21 protein-coding genes are annotated in these 21,063 nt (G+C 67.8%); 8 read left to right on the top strand and 13 right to left on the bottom strand.

Features of this window, described 5'->3' with window-relative positions; translation table 11 throughout:
* From ACNJ7E_RS36200 to ACNJ7E_RS36190, 3 genes are all read right to left on the bottom strand, one after another.
* Positions 1-1,025, bottom strand: a 1,025-nt coding sequence (locus ACNJ7E_RS36200) for an acyl-CoA dehydrogenase family protein (protein ID WP_418342123.1), incomplete at its 3' end; no start/stop codon positions are given.
* Entirely contained in the window at positions 1,012-1,824 is an 813-nt protein-coding gene (locus tag ACNJ7E_RS36195; protein ID WP_283353556.1) for an enoyl-CoA hydratase-related protein, read from the bottom strand. The genes ACNJ7E_RS36200 and ACNJ7E_RS36195, both read right to left, overlap by 14 nt.
* Entirely contained in the window at positions 1,821-2,639 is an 819-nt protein-coding gene (locus tag ACNJ7E_RS36190; protein WP_418342122.1) for an SDR family oxidoreductase, read from the bottom strand. The genes ACNJ7E_RS36195 and ACNJ7E_RS36190 overlap by 4 nt, the downstream gene beginning before the upstream one ends.
* Positions 2,640-2,801: 162 nt before the next feature.
* Here ACNJ7E_RS36190 and ACNJ7E_RS36185 point away from each other — a divergent pair, with 162 nt between their 5' ends.
* From ACNJ7E_RS36185 to ACNJ7E_RS36170, 4 genes are all read left to right on the top strand, one after another.
* Positions 2,802-3,281: a MaoC family dehydratase gene (locus ACNJ7E_RS36185; protein ID WP_009474197.1), complete on the top strand. Its 480-nt coding sequence runs from the start codon at positions 2,802-2,804 to the stop codon at positions 3,279-3,281.
* A 28-nt stretch (positions 3,282-3,309) separates the two neighbouring features.
* Complete coding sequence (locus ACNJ7E_RS36180; RefSeq protein WP_418342121.1) at positions 3,310-4,830, top strand: AMP-binding protein; 1,521 nt, start codon at positions 3,310-3,312, stop codon at positions 4,828-4,830.
* Between the two features lie 5 nt (positions 4,831-4,835).
* Positions 4,836-5,849 carry an NADP-dependent oxidoreductase gene (locus ACNJ7E_RS36175; RefSeq protein ID WP_009474199.1) on the top strand — a complete coding sequence of 338 codons (1,014 nt, stop codon included), beginning with the start codon at positions 4,836-4,838 and terminating at the stop codon, positions 5,847-5,849.
* A gap of 88 nt (positions 5,850-5,937) precedes the next feature.
* On the top strand, positions 5,938-6,921 hold the full coding sequence (locus ACNJ7E_RS36170) for a quinone oxidoreductase family protein (RefSeq protein WP_280783628.1): 984 nt from the start codon (positions 5,938-5,940) through the stop codon (positions 6,919-6,921).
* Between the two features lie 52 nt (positions 6,922-6,973).
* On the opposite strand, the gene ACNJ7E_RS36165 is transcribed toward ACNJ7E_RS36170, so the two are convergent.
* Positions 6,974-8,350 (bottom strand): MFS transporter, encoded by a 1,377-nt coding sequence (locus ACNJ7E_RS36165; RefSeq protein WP_280783629.1) that lies wholly within the window; start codon positions 8,348-8,350, stop codon positions 6,974-6,976.
* Positions 8,351-8,542: 192 nt separating this feature from the next.
* On the opposite strand from ACNJ7E_RS36165, the gene ACNJ7E_RS36160 reads away from it, so the two are divergent.
* A complete protein-coding gene (locus tag ACNJ7E_RS36160; RefSeq protein ID WP_280783630.1) occupies positions 8,543-9,169 on the top strand; it encodes a TetR/AcrR family transcriptional regulator in 627 nt (208 codons plus the stop codon).
* A gap of 7 nt (positions 9,170-9,176) precedes the next feature.
* On the opposite strand, the gene ACNJ7E_RS36155 is transcribed toward ACNJ7E_RS36160, so the two are convergent.
* The 8 genes from ACNJ7E_RS36155 to ACNJ7E_RS36120 all read right to left on the bottom strand — a co-directional run bounded on the left by ACNJ7E_RS36155 (position 9,177) and on the right by ACNJ7E_RS36120 (position 16,877).
* On the bottom strand, positions 9,177-9,815 hold the full coding sequence (locus ACNJ7E_RS36155) for a TetR/AcrR family transcriptional regulator (RefSeq protein ID WP_009474203.1): 639 nt from the start codon (positions 9,813-9,815) through the stop codon (positions 9,177-9,179).
* Position 9,816: 1 nt separating this feature from the next.
* Positions 9,817-10,809, bottom strand: coding sequence for a phosphotriesterase family protein (locus ACNJ7E_RS36150; RefSeq protein WP_280783631.1), 993 nt, complete (start codon positions 10,807-10,809; stop codon positions 9,817-9,819).
* 80 nt (positions 10,810-10,889) lie between these two features.
* Complete coding sequence (locus tag ACNJ7E_RS36145) at positions 10,890-11,540, bottom strand: formylglycine-generating enzyme family protein (protein ID WP_280783632.1); 651 nt, start codon at positions 11,538-11,540, stop codon at positions 10,890-10,892.
* 7 nt (positions 11,541-11,547) lie between these two features.
* Positions 11,548-11,949: a nuclear transport factor 2 family protein gene (locus ACNJ7E_RS36140; RefSeq protein WP_005252906.1), complete on the bottom strand. Its 402-nt coding sequence runs from the start codon at positions 11,947-11,949 to the stop codon at positions 11,548-11,550.
* Positions 11,946-13,076, bottom strand: coding sequence for a 3'(2'),5'-bisphosphate nucleotidase CysQ (locus ACNJ7E_RS36135; RefSeq protein WP_280783633.1), 1,131 nt, complete (start codon positions 13,074-13,076; stop codon positions 11,946-11,948). The genes ACNJ7E_RS36140 and ACNJ7E_RS36135 overlap by 4 nt, the downstream gene beginning before the upstream one ends.
* The gene (gene cysC, locus ACNJ7E_RS36130) at positions 13,066-14,916 is read right to left on the bottom strand and encodes an adenylyl-sulfate kinase (protein WP_418342120.1); all 1,851 of its coding nucleotides are present in this window, start codon (positions 14,914-14,916) and stop codon (positions 13,066-13,068) included. Before cysC ends, ACNJ7E_RS36135 begins: the two co-directional genes overlap by 11 nt.
* Entirely contained in the window at positions 14,916-15,833 is a 918-nt protein-coding gene (cysD, locus tag ACNJ7E_RS36125; RefSeq protein WP_418342119.1) for a sulfate adenylyltransferase subunit CysD, read from the bottom strand. Before cysD ends, cysC begins: the two co-directional genes overlap by 1 nt.
* 120 nt (positions 15,834-15,953) lie before the next feature.
* Positions 15,954-16,877 carry a helix-turn-helix domain-containing protein gene (locus tag ACNJ7E_RS36120; protein ID WP_280783636.1) on the bottom strand — a complete coding sequence of 308 codons (924 nt, stop codon included), beginning with the start codon at positions 16,875-16,877 and terminating at the stop codon, positions 15,954-15,956.
* Positions 16,878-16,970: 93 nt separating this feature from the next.
* On the opposite strand from ACNJ7E_RS36120, the gene ACNJ7E_RS36115 reads away from it, so the two are divergent.
* The 3 genes from ACNJ7E_RS36115 to ACNJ7E_RS36105 are packed head-to-tail and all read left to right on the top strand — an operon-like array spanning position 16,971 to position 20,108.
* Positions 16,971-18,137, top strand: coding sequence for a hypothetical protein (locus ACNJ7E_RS36115; protein WP_280783637.1), 1,167 nt, complete (start codon positions 16,971-16,973; stop codon positions 18,135-18,137).
* Positions 18,138-18,142: 5 nt separating this feature from the next.
* Positions 18,143-18,931: an SDR family oxidoreductase gene (locus ACNJ7E_RS36110; protein WP_043778525.1), complete on the top strand. Its 789-nt coding sequence runs from the start codon at positions 18,143-18,145 to the stop codon at positions 18,929-18,931.
* A gap of 19 nt (positions 18,932-18,950) precedes the next feature.
* On the top strand, positions 18,951-20,108 hold the full coding sequence (locus ACNJ7E_RS36105; protein WP_283335885.1) for a sulfotransferase family protein: 1,158 nt from the start codon (positions 18,951-18,953) through the stop codon (positions 20,106-20,108).
* Here the strand turns inward: ACNJ7E_RS36105 and ACNJ7E_RS36100 are convergent.
* Complete coding sequence (locus ACNJ7E_RS36100; protein ID WP_418342118.1) at positions 20,092-20,763, bottom strand: arsenate reductase/protein-tyrosine-phosphatase family protein; 672 nt, start codon at positions 20,761-20,763, stop codon at positions 20,092-20,094. The genes ACNJ7E_RS36105 and ACNJ7E_RS36100 overlap by 17 nt on opposite strands.
* Between the last annotated feature and the right edge of the window lie 300 nt (positions 20,764-21,063).

Raw genomic sequence — 21,063 nt, 5'->3', positions numbered from 1 at the left:
GCCGCCACCTTGATCGCCGCGATCTCCGTCCGCGCCTCCTTGTTCCCCACCGTATCCATCAGATACGCCGCCTTCAGCGTCAACAACCGAATCATCTCGATCTCGATCCGCGCCTCCGCAATCCAATCCTGAACATTCGCATTCTCACTGACCGGCTTACCGAACGTCACCCGCGACGACGCCCGACGACACATCAACTCCAACGCCCGCTCCGCCATCCCGATCGCCCGCATGCAATGGTGAATCCGACCCGGACCCAACCGCGCCTGCGAAATCGCGAAACCCTCCCCCTCGCCCTTCAGCACATCCTTGGCCGGCACCCGAACATCGGCGAAATCGATCTCCGCATGCCCCTCCCGATCCTGATACCCGAACACCGGCAACCCCCGCATCACCGTCACCCCCGGCGCATCGATCGGCACCACCATCATCGACTGCTGCCGATGCGGCGCCGCCGACGGATCCGTCTTCCCCATCACGATCAACACCCGGCAATTACGGTGCAACGCATTCGACGCAAACCACTTCCGCCCGTTCAGCACATACTCGTCACCGTCCCGGACCATCGACAACTCCACATTCGTCGCATCCGAACTCGCCACCGCCGGCTCCGTCATCGCGAACGCCGACGCCATCGTCCCCTCCAGCAACGGCGTCAGATACTTCTCCTTGTGCTCGGCCGTACCGAACAACTCGAGCACCTCCATATTGCCCGTATCCGGCGCATTGCAATTGCACGCCTCCGACGCAATATGACTGCGCCCCATGATCTCCGCCAACGGCGCATACTCGAGATTCGTCAACCCCGCACCCGTCCCCGGATGCGGATGAAACAGATTCCACAACCCCCGACGCCGCGCCTCCGCCTTCAACTCCTCCAACACCGGCGGCTGGAAATGCGGATCACCCGACTCCCGCATCTGCTCCTCGTACACCGCCTCCGCCGGATACACATGCGAATCCATGAACTCCAGCAGATCGGTCTGCAACTGCTGGGCGCGATCCGAGATGTCAAACAGGGACATGGGAACTCCTGACGGGTAGTGAGGGAAACGTGGGTGTGCGCTTGTCGAGGTGACTCTGTACGCCCTCGACGAGATCGGCCCCGCGGAACGCCTGCAACATCAGGCCTTCCGCGCGGGCCACGGACTCGGCGTAGGTGCCGTCCGCATCGTTCTGTAATTGGTCCTTGATGACGGCCATCGACGTCGGGGAGCAGTGCGTCGACAGCCCCTCGGCATAGGCGACCGCGGCGTCGACGACCGCCCCGTCCGGCACGAGGTGGTCGACGAGTCCGATGCGCAGTGCCTCCTCTGCGTCCACCATGCGGCTCGACAGGAGCAGGTCGGTGGCGCGGCTGCGTCCCACGAGCCGGGGCAGCAGCCAGGAGATGCCGTATTCGGCGATCAGTCCCCGCTTGGCGAAGGCGGTCGTGAACCGGGCGGACGCCGAGGCGAACCGGACGTCGCAGTAGAGGGCTTCCACCATTCCGAGACCGGCGGCGATCCCGTTGATCGCCCCGATCAGCGGCTTGCGCAGTGTCGCGGGAAGGTCGCGGGGGCGCGGCCGGAGGAGGTCTTCTTCGGAGACGTCACCGACGGCCTGCAGGCGTCCGAGGTCGGCGCCTGCGCAGAACCCGCGCCCGGCGCCGGTCACGACGATCGCGCGTACGCCGGGGTCGTCCTCGGCGTCGCTCAGCAGCGTGAAGTAGCGGTCCTCGAGGTCGTCGGTCCAGGCGTTCAGCTTGTCCGGCCGGTTGAACGTGAGCACCAGGACCGGTCCACGCCGCTCGGCGAGGACCAGGTCTGCGTGCTCGGGTGTCATGCGTGCTCCAGCAGCGAACTCTGGTAGCGGCGCATCCCGCGCAGCCAGCGGTCGTAGTCGGACCCCTTCTGCCGGTACATGGTGAGGACGCTCTCGTGGGGCAGGATCAGGAACGTCTCCCGGTCCACGGCGTCGAGCACGATCTCGGCGACCTGCTCCGGTTGCAGCACGTCGCCTGCCGAGACGACGGCCCGGGTGGCCGCGACGCCGAGTGGATCACCCGAGTTCTCACCCGAGCGCATCAACTTCGTCTCGACTCCCATCGGACAGAGGCAGCTGACCCGGACTCCGTTGTCCCCGTAAGTGACCGACAGCCATTCGGAGAACGCGACGGCCGCATGCTTGGTGACCGCATAGGTGGCCGAGCCGATTTGAGTGAGGAGCCCGGCCGCGGACGCGGTCGACACGAAGTACCCCTCGCCCCGCTCGATCCACTTCGGCACGAGTTGCCGGGCGGCGCGGATGTGGGCGCGGACGTTGACGTCGATCGCGAGATCCCAGCCGACGTCGTCGGCGTCGAGACCGGGTGCCCCCGCGATGCCGGCGTTGGCGAAGTAGAGATCGACCGGGCCGAACTCGGTCTCGGCGCGCTCGATGATGCGCCGGATCTGATCGGCGTCCGCGACGTCGGCACCCTCGGCGACGGCCGATCCGGGGTGGCGTGCGTTGATTCCGTCCGCAACCGCGGCTGCGGCGTTCGGATCGAGATCGGCGACCAGCACCTTGGCGCCCTGGTCGGCGAGACGGTCTGCGATCGCCCCGCCGATACCGCCTCCACCGCCGGTCACGATGGCGACCTTCTGTGCAACCTTCACGAGGTGTCCTCTCCTTCGCCGTGCGTTGTGACTCGCGTCTCTCTTTTGTATAGTTGAATCCGTCGTCAAGTTCAAGTGTCGGATTTCGACGAACACCTCGAAGTTCGATGCAGCCAACGTGACACATCCAGGCCCTGCACCACCCGGAATTGAGGGAGACAGATGACCGACACCACCGCACTGCCCGTTCGCCCCGCGAGCTTCGACGAGCTCACGGCGCTGATCGGCAAGGAGCTGGGCCCCACCGACTGGCACGACGTCACCCAGGAACGCGTCAACGCCTTCGCCGACGCGACCGGCGACCACCAGTGGATTCACATCGATCCCGAGCGCGCCGCCGCCAGCCCGCTCGGCAGCACCATCGCGCACGGGCTGTACAGCCTGTCCCTCGGACCGGCGCTGTCGGCGACCCTGCTGCGGTTCGACGGTTTCGCCCACAGCCTGAACTACGGCTACAACAAGGTGCGCTTCCCCGCGCCGGTGCCGGTGGGTTCACGCATCCGGATGCGCGCCACCGTGCAGTCCGCGGAACAGGTCGGGGGCGGCATCCAGGTGACGATGAGCCAGGTCGTCGAGCGCGAGGGCTCCGACAAGCCGGTGGTCGTGTCCGAGTCCGTCGCCCGCGTCGTCGAGGCCGGATAATCCTGCTACCGCGTCGGAGGTTGACGACATGGCAAATGTGATCGATCCGGTGTCCCGCCACGCGGACGCCACTCCCGGCAACATCGCACTACGGGGCGCGGACAGCACCCTGACCTACGGACAGTTGCGCGACGCGAGCACCCGGTATGCGGGCGCACTCACCCGAGCGGGCCTGTCCCCCGGCAGCAGAGTCCTCCTGGCCGCACCCTCCGTGCCCGAATTCGTGGTGGCGTATCTGGGAATTCAGGCGGCGGGGTGCGTCGTGGTCCCGGTGAACACGATGTCCACCCGGCCCGAGACCGAGTACGTCCTCGCCGACGCCGGCGCCGCGCTCGCCATCGTGTGGCACGAACTCGGGCCCGCGATCGGCGACGCCGCGTCGGCGTTGGACATCCCCGCCTGGACGCTCGCACCCGACGCCGCCACACCGGGCGTCGAGCCGGTTCCCGTCGTCGAGCGGAACCGCGACGACACCGCCGCCATCCTCTACACGTCCGGCACCACCGGGCGGCCGAAGGGCGCGGAGTTGACGGTCGGGAACCTGTTGTCCGGCGGTGAGATCGGCGCCGAATGCAGTCGCGGTTCCAGCGACGACCGGACGGGCACCGGGCTTCCCCTGTTCCACGTCTTCGGCCAGGCCTCGGTCATGCTAGCGACGTTCACGGGCGGCGGGTCGTTGTCGCTGCTGGCGCGGTTCGACCCGGCCGCGATGCTCGCCCTCCTGCGACGCGACCGGCTCACGATCATGGCCGGGGTGCCGACGATGTGGAACGCGATGCTCCACGCCGCGGACGGCGCCGACTCGCAGGACTTCACGCAACTCCGCATCGCCATCTCCGGGGGCGCGTCGCTGCCGGGTGAAGTGGCCCGCGAATTCGAGTCCCGCTTCGGGTGCACGATCCTCGAGGGATACGGGCTCACCGAGACCACCGCGTTCGGCACGTTCAACGACATCGACCGCGGCGGAAAGATCGGCTACACCGGACGCGCGGTGCCCCGGCTGGAGGTCGCGGTGCGGGACCACGACGACACCGCCTGCCCTCCCGGCACCGTCGGCGAGGTGTTCGTGAAGGGGGCGACAGTGATGAAGGGCTACTGGAACCGGCCGTCCGACACCGCAGCCGTCCTGGACTCGGACGGCTGGCTGCGCACGGGGGATCTGGGCGAGATCGATGCGGACGGGGATCTGCGCATCGTCGACCGGGTGAAGGACCTCATCATCCGCGGCGGCTACAACGTGTACCCGAGCGAAGTCGAGGAGGTGCTGTACACACACCCCGACATCCTCGAGGCCGCCGTCGTGGGTGTTCCCGACGATCACTACGGCGAGGAGGTGGCCGCGGTCGTGGCCACCGTCCCCGGTTCCGGCCTGGACGGCGGCGAACTGACCAGCTGGGCGCGAGAGCGACTGTCCGCATACAAGATTCCCCGGATCGTCGCGATCGTCGATTCCCTCCCGAAGGGGTCGACCGGAAAGATCCTCAAGCGGTCGATCGACCGGACCGCACTGAAGAACGACGCACTGACCGCAGAAGTACCCGAAAGGTGAACACCGTGACATCCGTGAACAGGCAGGTCCGACTGGCGAAGCGCCCGGTCGGCCGTCCCGACGACTCCACCTGGGAGATCACATCGGAACCGATTCCCGAACCCGCGGACGGCGAATTCACCGTGAAGGTGGACTACGTGTCGCTCGACCCCGCGATGCGCGGGTGGCTGGACGACGTGAAGTCGTACGTGCCGCCGGTGGCGATCGGTGAGGTGATGCGCACCCACGCCGTCGGCCGGGTGGTGGCGTCGAAGAACGCGAAGTTCCCGGAGGGACAGCTCGTCTCCGGGCAGTTCGGTGTGCAGGAGTTCGCGCTCTCCGACGGCCGCGGCGCTCTCGCCGTCGACGAGTCGCTCGCCCCGGCACCGACGTGGCTGGGCGCGCTCGGTTTCCCCGGCATGACCGCCTATTTCGGCCTCACCGATGTCGGCAAGCTGGAGAAGGGCGACACCGTGCTCATCTCGGGGGCGGCCGGAGCGGTCGGGAGTATCGCCGGGCAGATCGCCAAGCTGAAGGGCGCCACCGTGATCGGCATCGCCGGCGGCCCGGAGAAGTGTGCGTGGCTGACCGAGGATCTGGGTTTCGACGCGGCGATCGACTACAAATCCGAATCGGTCGGGAAGGCGCTGCGCGCCGCGGCCCCGGACGGAATCGACATCTATTTCGACAACGTCGGCGGCGAGATCCTCGACGCCGCACTGGCCCGGCTCCGCAAGAACGCCCGGGTCGCGCTGTGCGGTGCGATCTCCGGATACAACGCCACCGACCCGCAGCCCGGCCCGTCCCGATACCTGTCGCTGCTGGTCAACCGGGCGTCGATGACCGGGTTCATCGTGTTCGACTACCTCGACCGGTTCCCCGAGGGCATGGAGGCGATGTCGGAGTGGATCCGCGCCGGGGAGATCGTGACCCGCGAGCAGGTCGAGACCGGCGGCGTCGAGGCCTTCGGCCGCACACTCAATCTGCTGTTCGACGGCGCCAACACCGGCAAGCTCGTGCTGGAGATCGGCGACCACTGACAGCACACCCGCACGGAGGGCTCGTCGCGGCCGTCACCGTACTACGGTGGCGGCCGTACCCGTGCGACGACGAGATGACGAGGTAGGCATGCGCGCGATCACCATTTCACGCTTCGGCGCGGTAGACGTCCTCGAGGCGGCCGACCTCGCCGTTCCGGAGCCGGGACCCGGCCAGGTGAGTATCGATGTGTCGCACGCGGCGGTCGGGTTGGCGGACGTCCTCATGCGGCGTGGTGAATTCGGCGGGACACCACCGATCGTGCCCGGCCTCGAGGTGGCGGGAACTGTGCGGGAAGTCGGTGCCGGTGTGCATCATCTGCGGGTCGGCCAGCCCGTCGTGACGCTCTCTCGCCCCACCGCGGGCGGCTATGCCGAAGTGTCGGTGGCCGATGCGGCCATCACGATCCCGCTGGATTCCGTGGACCTTCGCCTCGATGCCGCCGAGGCGGTGGCGGTGGTCCCGAACACGACGACGGCGCTGCTGTCACTGGAACTCGTGGGCAATGTCGGTCCGGGAAGCCAGGTGCTGATCCACGGCGCCGCAGGTGCCCTCTCGGGCATCACCGCGCAGGTGGCCCGTCGGCTCGGCGCCGCGCAGGTGCTGGGCACGGTCCGGTCCTCCCGGCGTGCGGCGGGGGCCGAGCGGTACGGATACGACCTGGTGGTGTCGAGCAACGGATTCCGCATCGCTCTGTCGGACGCGGGCATCGATTCGGTGGACATCGTCGTGGACCCGGTCGGCGGCCGGTTGCGCGCCGAGAGCCTCGAGGTGCTCGCGCCGCTGGGCCGGCTTCTCGCCGTGGGCAATGCGAGCGGAGAGGACGACGTGCGGGTCGGTGCCAACGAGTTGTGGCTCGCCAACCGCGCCGTCCTGGGTTTCAACGTCGGCGGACTGCTGATGCAGGATCCGACTGCCGCGGAGGCCGCCGCGCGCCGCGCGATCGAGTGGGTGGCCGCAGGCACGGTGAGCATGCCGCACACCACGCTGCCGCTGGCGCAGGCCGCCGAGGCGCACCGCCTGCTCGAATCCGGGGACTGCGAGGGCCGGATCGTGCTGACGGTGCCCGACTGACGGCTGTGGGGTGGCTGGAAGCCAGCCACCCCACGCCGCCCGGTCGTCCCGGCTAGTAGAACTGGGCGCCGGGTACGGCGGTGGGATCGTTCCGGACCTCGGCGGTGTTGGTCTCGCGGAGCTTCCACGCGCAGAGGAACGTGACCAGCCCCATCAGTGCGACGAAGACGGCGACGAACGTGGTGGTTCCGGTCTTGGCGATCAGCGCGGTCATGATGAACGGAGTGCCGCCGCTCACCGTGATCGCCGCCAGCTGGTACGCGAGGGACGCCGCCGAGTACCGGACGTTGGGCGCGAACAGTTCACCCATGTATGCGGCGATCGGCCCGTAGGTCATGGACTGGAAGACGCTGCCGACCGTGACGGCGATGAAGAACAGCAGCAGGTTCCGGGTGTTTATCAGCCAGAAGTACGGGAACGCCCACACGATGATCATCGCCGCGCCGATCAGGATCATCGGCCTGCGCCCGATCTTGTCGGACATGTGCCCGGACCACAGCACGACACCGACCGTGAGTCCGGCGCTGAGCAGCGAGATCGCGAGCAGGTCGTTGCGCTTCATTCCCAGTTCCGCGGTGCCGTAGCTGAGCACGCCGGCGATGGAGATGTAGAACAGGGAGTTGGTGGCCGCGAGCAGGCCGCAGCCGAGCAGGATCTTGCGCCAGTGTTCCTTGATCGCCTCCGTCAGCGGTGCGCGGACGACGGTCTTGTTCTTCTTCTGCGCCTCCTCCTGCAGATCCCGGAATTCGGGGGTGTCCTCGACCTTGGTCTGGATGTAGAGCACGACCGGGAACAGCAGTGCGCTCGCTAAGAACGGGATCCGCCAGCCCCAGCTGAGGAACGCCTCGTTCGAGATCGCCGCGGTGGCGCCGAGGAACACGAGGTTGCCGAGCAGGACGCCGAAGGAGACGCCCATCTGGCCGAAGGTCCCGGAGAATCCCCGGCGCTTCGGGCTCGCCGATTCGGTCAGCAGCAGGACGATCCCGCCCCATTGACCACCGCAGGCGAGGCCCTGGACGAACCGCAGGGCCACCAGCAGGATCGGGGCCGCGACGCCGATGGTCGCGGCACCCGGAAGGCAGCCGATGAGGAACGTCGCCAGTCCCATGAACAGCAGGCAGGTGACGACGGCCGGCTTGCGGCCGTACTTGTCGCCGAAGTGCCCGGCCACGAGGCCGCCGAGTGGGCGTGCGACGAAGCCCGCCCAGAACGTGCTGAACGAGAGCAGGGTGCCCATCAACGCCGACGAGTCGGGGAAGAAGACGTGGGGAAAGACCAGTGCCGCAGCGGTTCCGTACAGGAAGAAGTCGTACCACTCGATCGAGCTGCCGACGAGCCCCGCCGCAAGCAGTTTCCGATGCGCACGCTTGCGCGAGACGGCTGTGTCGCCGGCTGCGTCCTTACTCGGCTGCACCGCGGATGTAGTCATCCGATCACTCCTCGAGATAGGTCTTCGTATGGATGTGGGAATGAGACTTTTCAGAACATGACGCCAACTTCAAGTCAGTGAGCGCTTGCTTAGTGTGTTTGAATAGCTGTGTGATGTCAATCACTCGAGGGGATTGATCTTGCCGGATCCCGCCGGTGCGGACGAAGCTCGAAACGGCGGAGAGGACCACCGATGACCGAACTGCGAGACGACGTGTCCGCGACCGAGGAGCCGAGCCCGGGTCCGCTGACATCCGAGGAACGCCTGCTCCGGGCGGCGACGACACTGTTCTCCGACAAGGGTTTCGAAGCCACCCGTACGAGGGACATCTCCACCATGGCCGGGATGAGCCCCTCCGCGATGTACGTGCACTTCCCGTCCAAGGAGGATCTGCTGTTCCAGCTCGTCCGCCGGTCGAACGAGCGTGCGCTCGCGCTGGTGCTGGAGGCCGTGGCACCGTTCACCGACCCCATCGACCGCGTCCGGGCACTGGTCCGCGAATTCAGCATCATGCACGCCCGGAACTTCCGGCGCGCGCGCATCGCCCAGTACGAGAGCAGGCATCTCGACCCCGACCACCGCGAGGTGGTCGCCGAGACCCGGCTCCAGATCCGGGTCGCGGCAATCCGGGAGGTGCAGAACGGGATCGATCAGGGGGTGTTCCTGATCACCGACCCCCGCGTCGCGGTTCTGGCGATCATGTCGCTCGCGGTGGACATCTGCCGGTGGTACAGCCCCGACGGCGAATTCACACCGGAGGAGCTGGGCGACATCAACGCCGACCTCGTTCTGCGCATCCTCCACGCACCCGGCTACTGACAGCTCCTCACACGCGGTCGGGGACGCGTAGCGCGTTCGTCCACATCCGCGCGAGTCCGGCGGTCAACTGCTCGAACGTGAGCGATCTCCGCTCGCTCGGCGGTCCGACGAAATAGCTGTAGGCCATCCTTCCGACCATGGCGGACAACGCCTTCGACGTCAGCATCGGATCGAGCGACGCGTCGGCGAGACCGCGGTCCTGCAGATCGGCGATCGCCCGCGCGTTGCGGCGGTAGAACGTCTCGTCCCGTGAGCGTTCCAGTTCACGGAATGCGGGGTCGACGTGCGCGACCTGCTCGAGCAGGGCCAGCAGTCGCGCATTCCGGCGGCACGCGTGCAGGTAGGCGCGGATGCTCGCCTCCACCACCGCGTGCACGTCGCCTTCGTCCGCGACCCGTCCCATGCCTGGATGCAGCAGGTCGTTCTGCGTGACCTCGACGACCGCCGCGAACACCTCCTCCTTGTTGGTGAAGTAGGTGTAGAACGATCCGGTCGAGAGTCCGGCCTCCTTGCTGATGTCGACGAGACGGGCGTCGAGGTACCCCTCGCGTTCGAACACCACCCGGGCGGCGGCGACGAGACGATCGCGGGTGCGGACGCCCCGGGCCGTGACCGGGGGCGTGGGTGCGATTCGCGGGCGCGACATGTCAGTAGGGGTCGACGTTCTCGAAGTATCGCCGAGGCACCTCGACCAGCATCTCGGTGATCATCTTCTCGGTGACACCCCGCTCGCGGACGTAGGGCAGCACGTCGTTCTCGATGTGCAGGTAGTGCCACTGCGGGAGCGCGGCCATCAGGGCGGGGTCGATCCAGTCGATGTAGCAGGAGGCGTCCTGCGACAGGACCATCTGCCCCGCGAATCCCCGGCGGCACATCTCGACGAGCGTGTCGGCGCGGGCCTCGAACGTCGTCTCGAGGTTGATTCCGAACCGGTCCATCCCGAGGACGAAGCCGGCCTCGGCGAGGCTGGTCAGATGCTCGATGTCGGTGCTGTCTCCGCTGTGCCCGAGCACGATCCGGTCCGGCCGCACCCCCTCCTCGTCGCACATCACACGTGTGACGTGCACTCCGGCCTCACTACCGGGGTGGGTGTGCACGGTGATGGGCACGCCGGTGCGCCGATGTGCCTTCGCGACGGCCCGCATCACCCGCTCGACACCGGGCGTGGGCCCCTGGTGGTCGATCGCGCACTTGAGCAGTCCCGCGCGGACCCCGGTGTCGCCGATCCCCTCTTCGATGTCCTTCACGAACATGTCCACCATCGGGTCGGGGACCTCGGCACCGACGATCGTATCCAGCGCCGGACCGCGGTAGTGGAAGAAGAACGGCACGTCGTCGTAGGTGTACAGCCCCGTTGCCGCAACGATGTTCAGCTCGGGTAGCTGTTCCGCGACCCGCTGGATGCGCGGAATGTACCGGCCTAGGCCGACGACGGTGGGGTCGACGATGGTCCGGACACCCTGCTCCGCCAGCGCGCGCAGTTTGGTGACCGCGTCGGCGACCCGCTCGTCCTCGCTCCCCCACTCGTCCGGGTAGTTCTGCTGCACGTCGGGCGTCAGCACGAACACGTGCTCATGCATGTAGGTGCGTCCGAGTTCGGCGCTGTCGATCGGTCCGCGGACCGTGTTGATCTGGCTCATGCAGACTCGCCCTCTCCGGGTGTGACCGTCGTCATACTCCCGAGCTCAGCGTAGAGCTAACTTGAACCTGACGTCAACATTTAGTCAGGAGTGAATACGCCCCGGGCGAGACGGAATCCGACGTCGTCGATGCGATAGGTCGGGTGACTGCGCCGACGCACGGAGGCACGGCAACTCCAGTGCTCGTCGAACCACCCACCGCCGCGCAGCACCCGGTACGTGCCGTACACCTCGGGGTCGTACAGATCCCAGCACCACTCCCACACATTGCCCAGGGTGTCGTGCAGGCCCCAGGCGTTCGGCTGCTTCCCGCCCACGTCCCGCGACCGGCCGTCGGAGTTGCCGCGGTACCACGCGATCGCGTCGAGCGGGCCGTACCGCGGACCCGTGGTGCCCGCCCGGCAGGCGCGTTCCCACTCCGCCTCGGCCGGAAGCCGGTACCCGTCGGCCGTGGTGTCCCACACGACGTCGTCGCCGGTCACGCGATAGGCGGCGGCGAGCGCGGCGCGCTCGGACAGGGTGTTGCAGAACAGGATCGCGTCCCGCCACGACACTCCGTCGACCGGCAGCCGCGTTCCCCGCGTCGTGCCCGGCCACTCGCCGGTGATCTCGGCGTACTCTCCCTGCGTCACAGGGTGGACGGCGATCTCGAAGGCATTCAGCTCGACGCTCCAGCTGCGGGTGGTTCGCCTATCCGACAGCGTGACCTGCCCGGCCGGGACGGCGATCATCGGGCCGCTATCCACCGCCGGCAGCAGCCTGGATCGGCGCCATGTCGAAGTAGTCGCGCCAGGTGGTGATCTTGCCGTCGGTGATCTCGAAGACGCCGACGACGGGCAGTTCGACGACGTTGCCGTTCAGCGTGAACACGTCGATCCGCTCGTTCATCACCACGCCGCTCGATTCCTCTGCGTTGGGACTCTGCCCGCCGTCGGTGACCTGCCGGTGCACCCGGAAGTCGATTCCGCCGAAGGCCGCGATGAAGCCGGCGACGAACTCGCGGATCGCGTCACGCCCGATGACGGGTTCCATCGGAATATTGTGGTAAACGGCGTCTTCCGCGAAATACTCCGCGATCTTCGCCGGATCGGGCTCGATCCACTCGGCACAGAATTGGGTGACCAGTTGATCCGGGGTCATCGGTTCTCCCTTTCGATCGCGGACGGTTCGATGATGGCCATGACGGACTGGATCGCCCCGGCCGGGATGTCGAAATGTTCCGTGATCCGGACGGACGTCACCTCGGTGGGCGTGGCCCCGAGGTCGAGCACGAACCGGGCCACCACGTTGTCGCCCCACTCGTGGAAGGAGAGTTCGCGCACGGCCTGGATGGCCTGATACTGCAGGCCGTTCTCGAGTTCGTCACGGATGAACGCCCCCGATTCGCCCGTGTGCTGCCCGTTCTCCACCCGCCAGGCGTTGTCCGCGAGACGCACCTTGGTGGCGTCGTGGCTGACCAGTGCATCGATGTACGCCCGGGCCATCGCGACCCGGCCGCTGTCGGCCGTGTCGGTGGCATGTGTCGCGATCGCGGCGAGCAGCGGCCGAGCCAGCTCCGGCCGGCAGATCAGGAGGTCGGGCAGATAGGGGTGGGACTCGTTGTAGTCCAACGGGGTTCCATCGATCCGCGAGCAGTGCAGGCCCGCAGCCTCGGCGACGCCGACGGGCGCGGCCGAGTCCCATTCCCACTGACCGCCCGCGTGGATGTAGGCGTCCACGTCTCCGCGGAGCACGGCCATCGCCTTCGCTCCGGCCGAACCCATGGTGGTGACCTCGGCGCCGATCTCCGTCGCGACGGCGTCGACGAAGGCAGGCGGCCTGCTGGCGGACACGACGATCCGGGGCCGTGCCGGGAGTTGTTCGGTCTGCACCGCGTGGCTGTCGTCGTCACTGGCATACACCGCGCCCAGCGCCGGTTGCGCGACCGCTGCCGCCGTGATCCCCCGACCGCGTTCCCACAGCGCGACGTGCACCGCCCAGTCCGAGTGACCGGGCAATCCGTACTCCTTGGAACCGTCGAGCGGGTCGATGATCCACACCCGGGAACTCTCCAGGCGCGACCGGTCGTCGGCCGACTCCTCGGAGAGGATCGCGTCGTCGGGTCGCTCCGCGGAGAGCTTGCCGAGAATGAACGCGTCGGCGGCGACGTCGCCGCGCCTGCCCAGTTCACGACCGTCCGCCGATCCGAGTCCCGCGGTGCGGATGTCCAGCAGCAGGGCACCGGCACCGGAGGCGATGTCGGCCGCGAGTCGTGCGTCAGTGATCACGTCTCAACAATTCCATAATTCTCTCGGCTTGTTCGGTCGGCGTGCCGTCCCCGGGCCGGAGGACGAGTTCGGCGTTCTCCGGGGCCTCGTACGGGTCGTCGACCCCGGTGAATCCGGTGATCTCCCCCGCGCGGGCTTTCGCGTACATGCCCTTCGGGTCCCGCGCCTCGCACTGCTCCACCGGCGTGTCGACGAACACCTCGACGAAGTCGAGGCCGGCAGCCCGGTGCTGCTCCCGGACGCGGTCCCGGTCGGCGCGGTACGGGCTGATCAGCGACGCGATCGCGACCACCCCGGAGTCGGCGAGCAGTTGTGCCACGGCGCCGACGCGGCGCACGTTCTCGGCGCGGTCCTCGGCACTGAAACCGAGGTCGGCGTTGAGACCGTGACGCAGGTTGTCTCCGTCCAGCCGGTAGGCGGGCACCCCGGCCGCGACGAGGCGTCGCTCGAGTTCCACCGCGACCGTCGACTTTCCCGACGCCGACAGTCCCGTCAGCCACACCGTGCGACCCCGCGTCGCCCGCTCGTCCCGCGAGACGGCCGCGGCGTGCCACACCACCTTCGAACGCGACAGCGTCGGCCCGGTGATCATGCCGGCGGCGACGGTGTTGTGGGTCGACTCGTCGACGAGGATGAAACTGCCCGTCACGTGGTTGCGGCGGTACGGGTCGAACATCAGCGGCTGCGACGTCCTCAACTGGATACGGCCGATCTCGTTGAGCGAGAGCGACTGTGCGGACTCGTCGCGGTGCAGGGTGTTCACGTCGAGGCGGTAGTCGAGCCGCACGACGGACGCCCTGGTGGCGCGGGTGGTGTGCAGCAGCGTGTACCGCGCGTCCGGCGTCAGCGAGGACTGTTCGCTGAACCAGCAGACCATCGCGTCGAGTTCCTGCCCGACGAGCGGACGGTTGTTGGGGCGGCACAGCACGTCTCCGCGGCTCACGTCCAGCTGGTCGGCGAGCTGCACGCACACCGCCGACGGTGCGAACGCCTCGTCGAGGCGGGTTCCGCCGGGACCCCAGATGGCGCTGACGGTGGAGGTGAATCCGGACGGCAGTACCACCACCTCGTCGCCCGGCTTGAACACGCCGCTGGCGACCGTGCCCGCGTACCCACGGAAATCGTGCAGTGCGGAATCGGTCCGGCGCTGCGGCCGGACCACGTACTGCACCGGGAACCGCGCGTCGATGAGGTTGCGGTCGGATGCCACGTGGACCTGCTCGAGGTAGTGCAGCAGCGACGCGCCCTCGTACCAGGGCATGTTGCCGGTGCGTTGCGCGATGTTGTCGCCGCGCAGTGCCGACACCGGGATGAACGTGAGGTCGTGGACCTCGAGTTTGATCGCGAACTGCCGGAACTCCTCCTTGATCTCCTCGAACCGGTCCTCGGACCACCCGACGAGATCCATCTTGTTGACGCACAGCACGAGGTGGGGAATGCCGAGGAGGCTGGCGATGAACGCGTGGCGGCGCGTCTGCTCGAGAATCCCCTTGCGGGCGTCGACGAGGATGAGGGCCAAGTCGGCGGTGGACGCGCCGGTCACCATGTTCCGGGTGTACTGCTCGTGTCCCGGCGTGTCCGCGATGATGAACTTGCGGTGCGGTGTGGCGAAGTAGCGGTGCGCGACGTCGATGGTGATGCCCTGTTCGCGTTCGGCGCGCAGACCGTCGGTGAGCAGTGCCAGGTCGGCGTGCTCGTCGCCCCGTTCGCGGCTGGTGCGTTCGACCGCCTCGAGTTGATCCTCGAAGATCGCCTTCGAGTCGTACAGCAGCCGGCCGATCAGGGTGGACTTGCCGTCGTCGACGCTGCCCGCGGTCGCGACCCGGAGTAGCTGCGGCATCAGAAGTACCCTTCCTTCTTGCGGTCTTCCATGCCGGCCTCGGAGATCCGGTCGTCGGCCCGGGTGGCCCCGCGCTCGGTCAGCCTGCTCGCGGCGACCTCGGTGACCACGGCCTCGGCGGTGGTTGCCGACGACTCGACGCAACCCGTGCACGTGGCGTCGCCGACGGTCCGGAATCGGACGAGGGCCTCGTACGGCTCGTCACCGGGGAGCAGGGTCAGGAACCGGGTGTGCGCCAACAGCATTCCGTCGCGCGGCACGACCTCCCTGCGGTGCGCGTAGTACAGGGGCGGCAGTTCGATCTTCTCCTCGCTGATGTACTGCCAGATGTCGAGTTCGGTCCAGTTCGACAGCGGGAACACCCGGATGTGCTCCCCCTTGCGGTGCCTGCCGTTGTAGAGGCTCCACAACTCGGGGCGTTGCGCCCGCGGATCCCACTGCCCGAATTCGTCGCGGAAGCTGAACACCCGTTCCTTCGCGCGGGCCTTCTCCTCGTCGCGGCGGGCGCCGCCGAAGACGGCGTCGAAACCGTTGTCCCGGATCCCGCGCAGCAGCGTCGTGGTCTGGAGCCGGTTGCGGCTGGCCCGCGGACCCGTCTCCTCGCTGACGCGGCCTGCGTCGATGTCGTCCTGCACGCTGGACACCACCATCCGCAGGTCGAGGTGGTGGACGGTCCGGTCGCGGAATTCGATGACCTCGTCGAAGTTGTGGCCGGTGTCGACGTGCATGACGGCGAACGGGAGAGGTGCCGGCCAGAACGCCTTGGCGGCCACGTGGAGCATGACCACCGAGTCCTTGCCGCCGGAAAACAGCAGAACCGGACGCTCGAACGTGGCGGCCACTTCTCGGAAGATGTGCACGGCTTCGGCTTCGAGTGCGCCGAGGTGGGACAACTCGTACACGGGCGGTGCGGTCATGGGCGACTCCTCGTCGCGAGTGCCTTACCGGTCACTGGTCCATATTTGGACCAGCTCGGTCGAAAATGATTGCACCTCCGAGAATAGAACGTGTTTCAGATTGTGGTCAATGCCCCTGTGTCACCGCGGCCGGCGGCCGCCCACCTCCGCGGTGATCGCGTCCGCGGCCGCAGCGAGAGCCTTGCCCCGCCGCGCGATGTCGGACGGCGCGAGTTCGGCGCCCACATAGAGCGTCAGAACCATGGCCTGATGACCCTCGGCGTCGTATGTCGGCGCGGCGATGAGGCTGACGGGGTGCGGCGCGGCGGGGTCCGCGTGTTCGGCGTCCAGGTACACCCGCTCCCCCAGGCTGGACACCATCTCGCCGAGCACGTCGCGCAACTCCGGCGGCAGGTCGTGCGCGGCGACGCCGGCCATGAGCGTGTGCAGGCGCTGGCCGACCGGAGTGAGCGTCTCCACGAGATACCCGGTCCGGGAGCACTCGTCCACCACCGTGCGCAACCGGTCGCGGTCGAGGCGCACCGGCAGGGTCGGCTCCCGCCGCAACCACGACTGCAGCGCGTCGTCGCCGTCCCATAGCACGTACATCAGGCCGACGGGCGGCGCGAACGGGTACATCTCCCCGACCTTGGCGGCGGCCCGCACACCCGGCGGACTCGTCAGCTCCAGGACGGCAATGCGGTCGCCGACCACCGCCGACGCCGTGCACGTCGTCCGGAATTCCTCGCTGAGCACGGCGAGGTGCCTGCGTGCCACCGGCCCGGCCGCGAATCCTTGCTGCGCCGCGCGGCCGGCCGCGATGAGGGCGGGCCCGAGGCCGTACGTCTTCGTCGCGGGATCCCGGACGAGATAGCCGCCGCGGGCCAGTTCGGTGAGGATTCCCAGGCAGGTGGGCTTGCTGATGTCGAGTTGCCGGGCCAGCTCCGACAAACCGAAGCGGTGCTCCTTGCGCGCCACCAGAAAGTCGAGCACCTGCACCACACGCTCGGTGGGCGGCGACCGTCGGCCCTGCACCCGGTCGGGCGCCTCGTCGTCGTGCCCCATTGACCACTCCTTAGAACACGTTCTATTGTCGGTTCATCAACGTTCTACCACGCAGGTACATATTTGTACCATCCCCATCGTGAGGAGCACGGTGTGCTGACCGACCCATTCGCCGACGCCATGGCCGAGGCCGAGAAACTGATCGAGAGCGCCCCCCACATCCGCACCGAACAGGATCTACTGGAGGGCTACCAGTACCTCGCCGGCGGCATTCTCGCCACGACACACGCGGCCTGGGCCACCGAACGGTCGCACCCGACGTTCATCTCGGGCACCGGCCCGTACATGAAGATGGGCCTCGACAACCCCGACACGCTGTACTTCGGCGCGCGGATCAACGACGACGTCGAATACGTGGTCACCGGGCGGCGCGGCACCACGGCGGACCTGAGCTTCCAGGTGCTGAGCGGAAACTACACGGCCGCACACGTTCCCGGCAGCGTCACCGCGTTCGACGACCGGGAGATCGACATCGCCCCCGACGGCTCGTTCGAGGTGCGATTCGGCCCCGACGAGAGCGCAGGCAGGCGCAACTACTTCACCCTCGCGCCGGGTTCGTCGCAACTGGTGGTCCGGGAGGTGTACAGCGACTGGAGCCAGCAGCGCGGCACCATCCGCATCGCCAGGGCGGATACGACGGGTACGGCTCCGGGGCCGCTCACCCGGGAAGCCGTCGAGAAGCGTTACGCCCGCGCGGGCAGAGCGCTCGTCTCCCGAGTCAAGACGTGGCTGCAGTTCCCGGAGTGGTTCTACCTGAACCTGCCGGTGAACACGATGACCGAACCGCGGCTGACGCCGGGCGGCCTCGCCACGCAGTACTCGTCCGTCGGGCACTACGAACTCGCCGACGACGAGGCGATCGTCATCACCGTCCCGAAAGCCGATGTGCCCTACCAGGGTTTTCAGCTGGGCAGCATGTGGTACATCTCCCTCGACTACGTCAATCACCAGACCTCGCTGAACGTCGCCCAGTCGCAGGTGGATCCGGACGACCACATCCGTCTCGTCGTCAGCGAGCGCAATCCTGGCGTGGCCAACTGGATCGCCACCGTCGGGCACCTCCGCGGGTACTTGCAGTTCCGCTGGCAACGCGTCTCCCGCGAACTGACCCCGGACGACGGGCCCCGCATCGAAGTCGTGAAGTTCGACGAGATCCATCGGGCGCTGCCGTACTACGACTCCAACAAGATCTCGCCCGAGGACTTCGCCGCACGCATCGCCGCACGCCAGGCCGCGGTCGCGGACCGGATGCTGGGGTGAGCGCCATGACTACTCCGCAACTCCTGCAGGACAGGGTGGTCGTCATCTCCGGCGTCGGACCGGCGCTGGGCCGCACCCTCGCCGTCCGCTGCGCCGACGCCGGCGCGGACGTGGTGCTGGCCGCCCGCACCGCATCGCGTCTCGACGAGGTGGCCAAGGAGATCATCGCCGTCGGCCGCCGCGCGGTGACCGTCCCGACCGACATCACGGATCAGGCGTCTGCCGAGAATCTGGTGTCCGCGGCCGTCGACGCGTACGGCAAAGTCGACGTGCTGATCAACAACGCGTTCTCGGTTCCGTCGATGAAACCGCTGGCCCGCACGGAATTCGACCACATCCGCAGCAGTTTCGAGCTGACCGTGCTCGGGGCGCTGCGGCTGACCCAGCTGTTCACCCCCGCACTCGCCGACGCGAACGGAGCGGTGGTGAACATCAACTCGATGGTGCTCCGGCACTCCCAGGAACGGTACGGCAGCTACAAGATGGCCAAATCCGCCCTGCTCGCGACGTCGCAGTCGCTCGCCACGGAACTAGGACCACAAGGAATCCGCGTCAATTCCGTTGCTCCCGGCTACATCTGGGGTGACACGCTGAAGCAGTACTTCACGCACCAGGCCGAGAAGTACGGGACGACCGTCGAGCAGATCTACGAACACACCGCCGCGAACACCGACCTGAAGAGGCTCCCCACCACCGAGGAAGTGGCCGACGCCGTGATCTTCCTGGCCTCACCGCTGGCGAGCGCCGTGACCGGCCAGTGCCTCGACGTCAACTGCGGCGAATTCCATCACTAGCGACGAGAACCGGAGCATCATGAGCGAGCGCACCACCGTCGGGACGGTCGAGGACCTTCACGCCTCGGCCACCCGCCTGACCGGCCTCACCGACTTCGGCGTGGACGACTACACCGAGGCCCTCGGAGTCCTGCTGGACTCCTACCACGTCGACGAGCAACTGACCCCGCTCGGAAGCAAGGTGTCGCGGGTGTTCCTCCGCGGCGCCCTGGTGGCGCGGCTGCTGAGCGAGGCGGCGTGGAAGCAGCACCCCGAGCACGCGGACGTGCGGATCGAGCGGCCGATCTTCGTCACCGGGCTCCCCCGCACGGGAACGACGGCGCTGCACCGGCTGCTCACCGCGGACCCGTCGCATCAGGGCCTGGAGATGTGGCTGACCGAGATGCCCCAGCCCCGGCCGCCGCGCGAGACCTGGGAATCGAATCCCGTGTTCCAGAAGATCGAGGAGGGCTTCAGCCGTCACCACATCGAACGCCCCGAATTCATGGGCGTGCACTACATGTCGGCGAGCGAGGTCGAGGAGTGCTGGCAGCTGCTGCGGCAGACGTTCAAGTCGATCTCCTACGAGTGCCTGGCGTCTCTCCCGACGTACTCCCGCTGGCTGGAAGGCCAGGACTGGACCAACGCCTATCAACGGCACAAGAAGAACCTGCAGCTGATCGGGCTTCCCGACCGGGACCGCCGCTGGGTGCTGAAGAACCCCAGCCACCTGTTCGCGCTCGACGAGTTGCTCGCCGTCTATCCGGACGCCCTGATCATCCAGACCCACCGGCCGCCGCGCACGATCGTCCCGTCGGTGTGCAGCCTGGCGGAACAGGCGACGGAAGGGTGGTCGGAGAAGTTCCGGGGCAGCGTCATCGGTGAGAGCCAGCTCGAGCTGTGGGCCCGGGGGCTCGAGCAGTTCACCGCGGCGCGCACCCGGCACGATCCCGCTCAGTTCATCGACGTCGACTACCACGAATTCGTGGCCGATCCCCTCGGCACCGTCGAAGGCGTCTACACGCACTTCGGGCTCGATCTCAGCTCCTCGGCCCAGTCGGCGATGGAGGCGATGCACGCCGAAAGTCGCAGCGGCGACCGCCGCCCCTCCCACAAGTACACGCTCGAGGAATTCGGGCTGACGGCCGAGCAGGTGGACGAGAGATTCGCCAACTATCAGTTCAGCGCGACCAGCTGACGGGATAGTCGAGGATCGACGACGCCGCCCGCGCCGCGATCAACGGCCTGGGCGACAGCGGCAGGTCAACGACCGGGGACGGCAGCGGTTCGGGCTCGAGTTCGGGTTCGGGTTCGGGTTCCCGCATCTTCGTGCCGCTGCCGAGGTCGAGTGCGTCGAGCAGCGGCATCAGTTCGGCGGCGATCCGATCTCCCACCTGTGTGAACGCCGCCTCGCCGAGGCCGACGGGGTCGCTGATGTTCGCGTCGTCGATGGGGCCGTACTCCCTTCGCGCGATGGCGAGTTCGGCGACGGTGCGGGCACCGGTGTCGGTGGCGATCCGGCGGGCCTCGCGAAGCGTGAACGTGCAGTGGCTCGTCCCGAGGAGCAGTTCCATCGAACGGTCCCGGATCTGCTCGGTCATCGCGAGGACGAGGTCGGCGCGTTTGATCATCTCGGGCCGCAGGCGGCGCGCCCGGAATCCGTCGGCGCTCGCGCCGAGGCCTTCGATGACGCGGGCGGCGACGGGTTCGATCGGAAAGCCCACGAGGGCGCGGACACCGGCGCTCTCCGCGGTGAGGTGCGGCAGACCGTGGGCAAGCGCGTACGCGTGCGTCAGCCGCTCTGCGACCGGCGAGCGGCAGACGTTCCCGCTGCAGATGAACAGAACGTGCATGAGGGCACCCTAACCAGCGATTTCGCCTTCGCGCGCGGGCAATTCCACTGGCCGAGCGGTCTGTTTCCGACGTTCACCTGCCCGTGGCGAGTCGTTCACCCCTCGGACTCCTCGCGGTCACCTCGAATCACGAACGCCCAGTTCACCGCGGTCGACACCGGAGTGTCGCCGCGTATGCGATCTGCGTCACTTCCCGGGCTGGGCGCCCCGCCGTCGCCGGGGGTTCGGAACCTCCCCGGCACGGGTCGTCTGCCCACAGCAGACAAGTGCCGGTCCGGCACCGGCGCGGCGGTAGTAATG

Source organism: Rhodococcus mengyinensis, from assembly GCF_048381435.1.
Lineage (GTDB): Bacteria > Actinomycetota > Actinomycetes > Mycobacteriales > Mycobacteriaceae > Rhodococcus_F > Rhodococcus_F opacus_D.
Note: the sequence above shows the minus strand (reverse complement) of the source record. Positions and strands in the feature narration are given on the sequence as shown.

Coding starts and splice junctions, on each gene's coding strand:
- ACNJ7E_RS36195 (WP_283353556.1), bottom strand. CDS start 1,824: ATGACACCCGAGCACGCAGACCTGGTCCTCGCCGAGCGGCGTGGACCG.
- ACNJ7E_RS36185 (WP_009474197.1), top strand. CDS start 2,802: ATGACCGACACCACCGCACTGCCCGTTCGCCCCGCGAGCTTCGACGAG.
- ACNJ7E_RS36180 (WP_418342121.1), top strand. CDS start 3,310: ATGGCAAATGTGATCGATCCGGTGTCCCGCCACGCGGACGCCACTCCC.
- ACNJ7E_RS36170 (WP_280783628.1), top strand. CDS start 5,938: ATGCGCGCGATCACCATTTCACGCTTCGGCGCGGTAGACGTCCTCGAG.
- ACNJ7E_RS36165 (WP_280783629.1), bottom strand. CDS start 8,350: ATGACTACATCCGCGGTGCAGCCGAGTAAGGACGCAGCCGGCGACACA.
- ACNJ7E_RS36160 (WP_280783630.1), top strand. CDS start 8,543: ATGACCGAACTGCGAGACGACGTGTCCGCGACCGAGGAGCCGAGCCCG.
- ACNJ7E_RS36155 (WP_009474203.1), bottom strand. CDS start 9,815: ATGTCGCGCCCGCGAATCGCACCCACGCCCCCGGTCACGGCCCGGGGC.
- ACNJ7E_RS36150 (WP_280783631.1), bottom strand. CDS start 10,809: ATGAGCCAGATCAACACGGTCCGCGGACCGATCGACAGCGCCGAACTC.
- ACNJ7E_RS36145 (WP_280783632.1), bottom strand. CDS start 11,540: ATGATCGCCGTCCCGGCCGGGCAGGTCACGCTGTCGGATAGGCGAACC.
- ACNJ7E_RS36140 (WP_005252906.1), bottom strand. CDS start 11,949: ATGACCCCGGATCAACTGGTCACCCAATTCTGTGCCGAGTGGATCGAG.
- cysC (WP_418342120.1), bottom strand. CDS start 14,916: ATGCCGCAGCTACTCCGGGTCGCGACCGCGGGCAGCGTCGACGACGGC.
- cysD (WP_418342119.1), bottom strand. CDS start 15,833: ATGACCGCACCGCCCGTGTACGAGTTGTCCCACCTCGGCGCACTCGAA.
- ACNJ7E_RS36120 (WP_280783636.1), bottom strand. CDS start 16,877: ATGGGGCACGACGACGAGGCGCCCGACCGGGTGCAGGGCCGACGGTCG.
- ACNJ7E_RS36110 (WP_043778525.1), top strand. CDS start 18,143: ATGACTACTCCGCAACTCCTGCAGGACAGGGTGGTCGTCATCTCCGGC.
- ACNJ7E_RS36105 (WP_283335885.1), top strand. CDS start 18,951: ATGAGCGAGCGCACCACCGTCGGGACGGTCGAGGACCTTCACGCCTCG.
- ACNJ7E_RS36100 (WP_418342118.1), bottom strand. CDS start 20,763: ATGCACGTTCTGTTCATCTGCAGCGGGAACGTCTGCCGCTCGCCGGTC.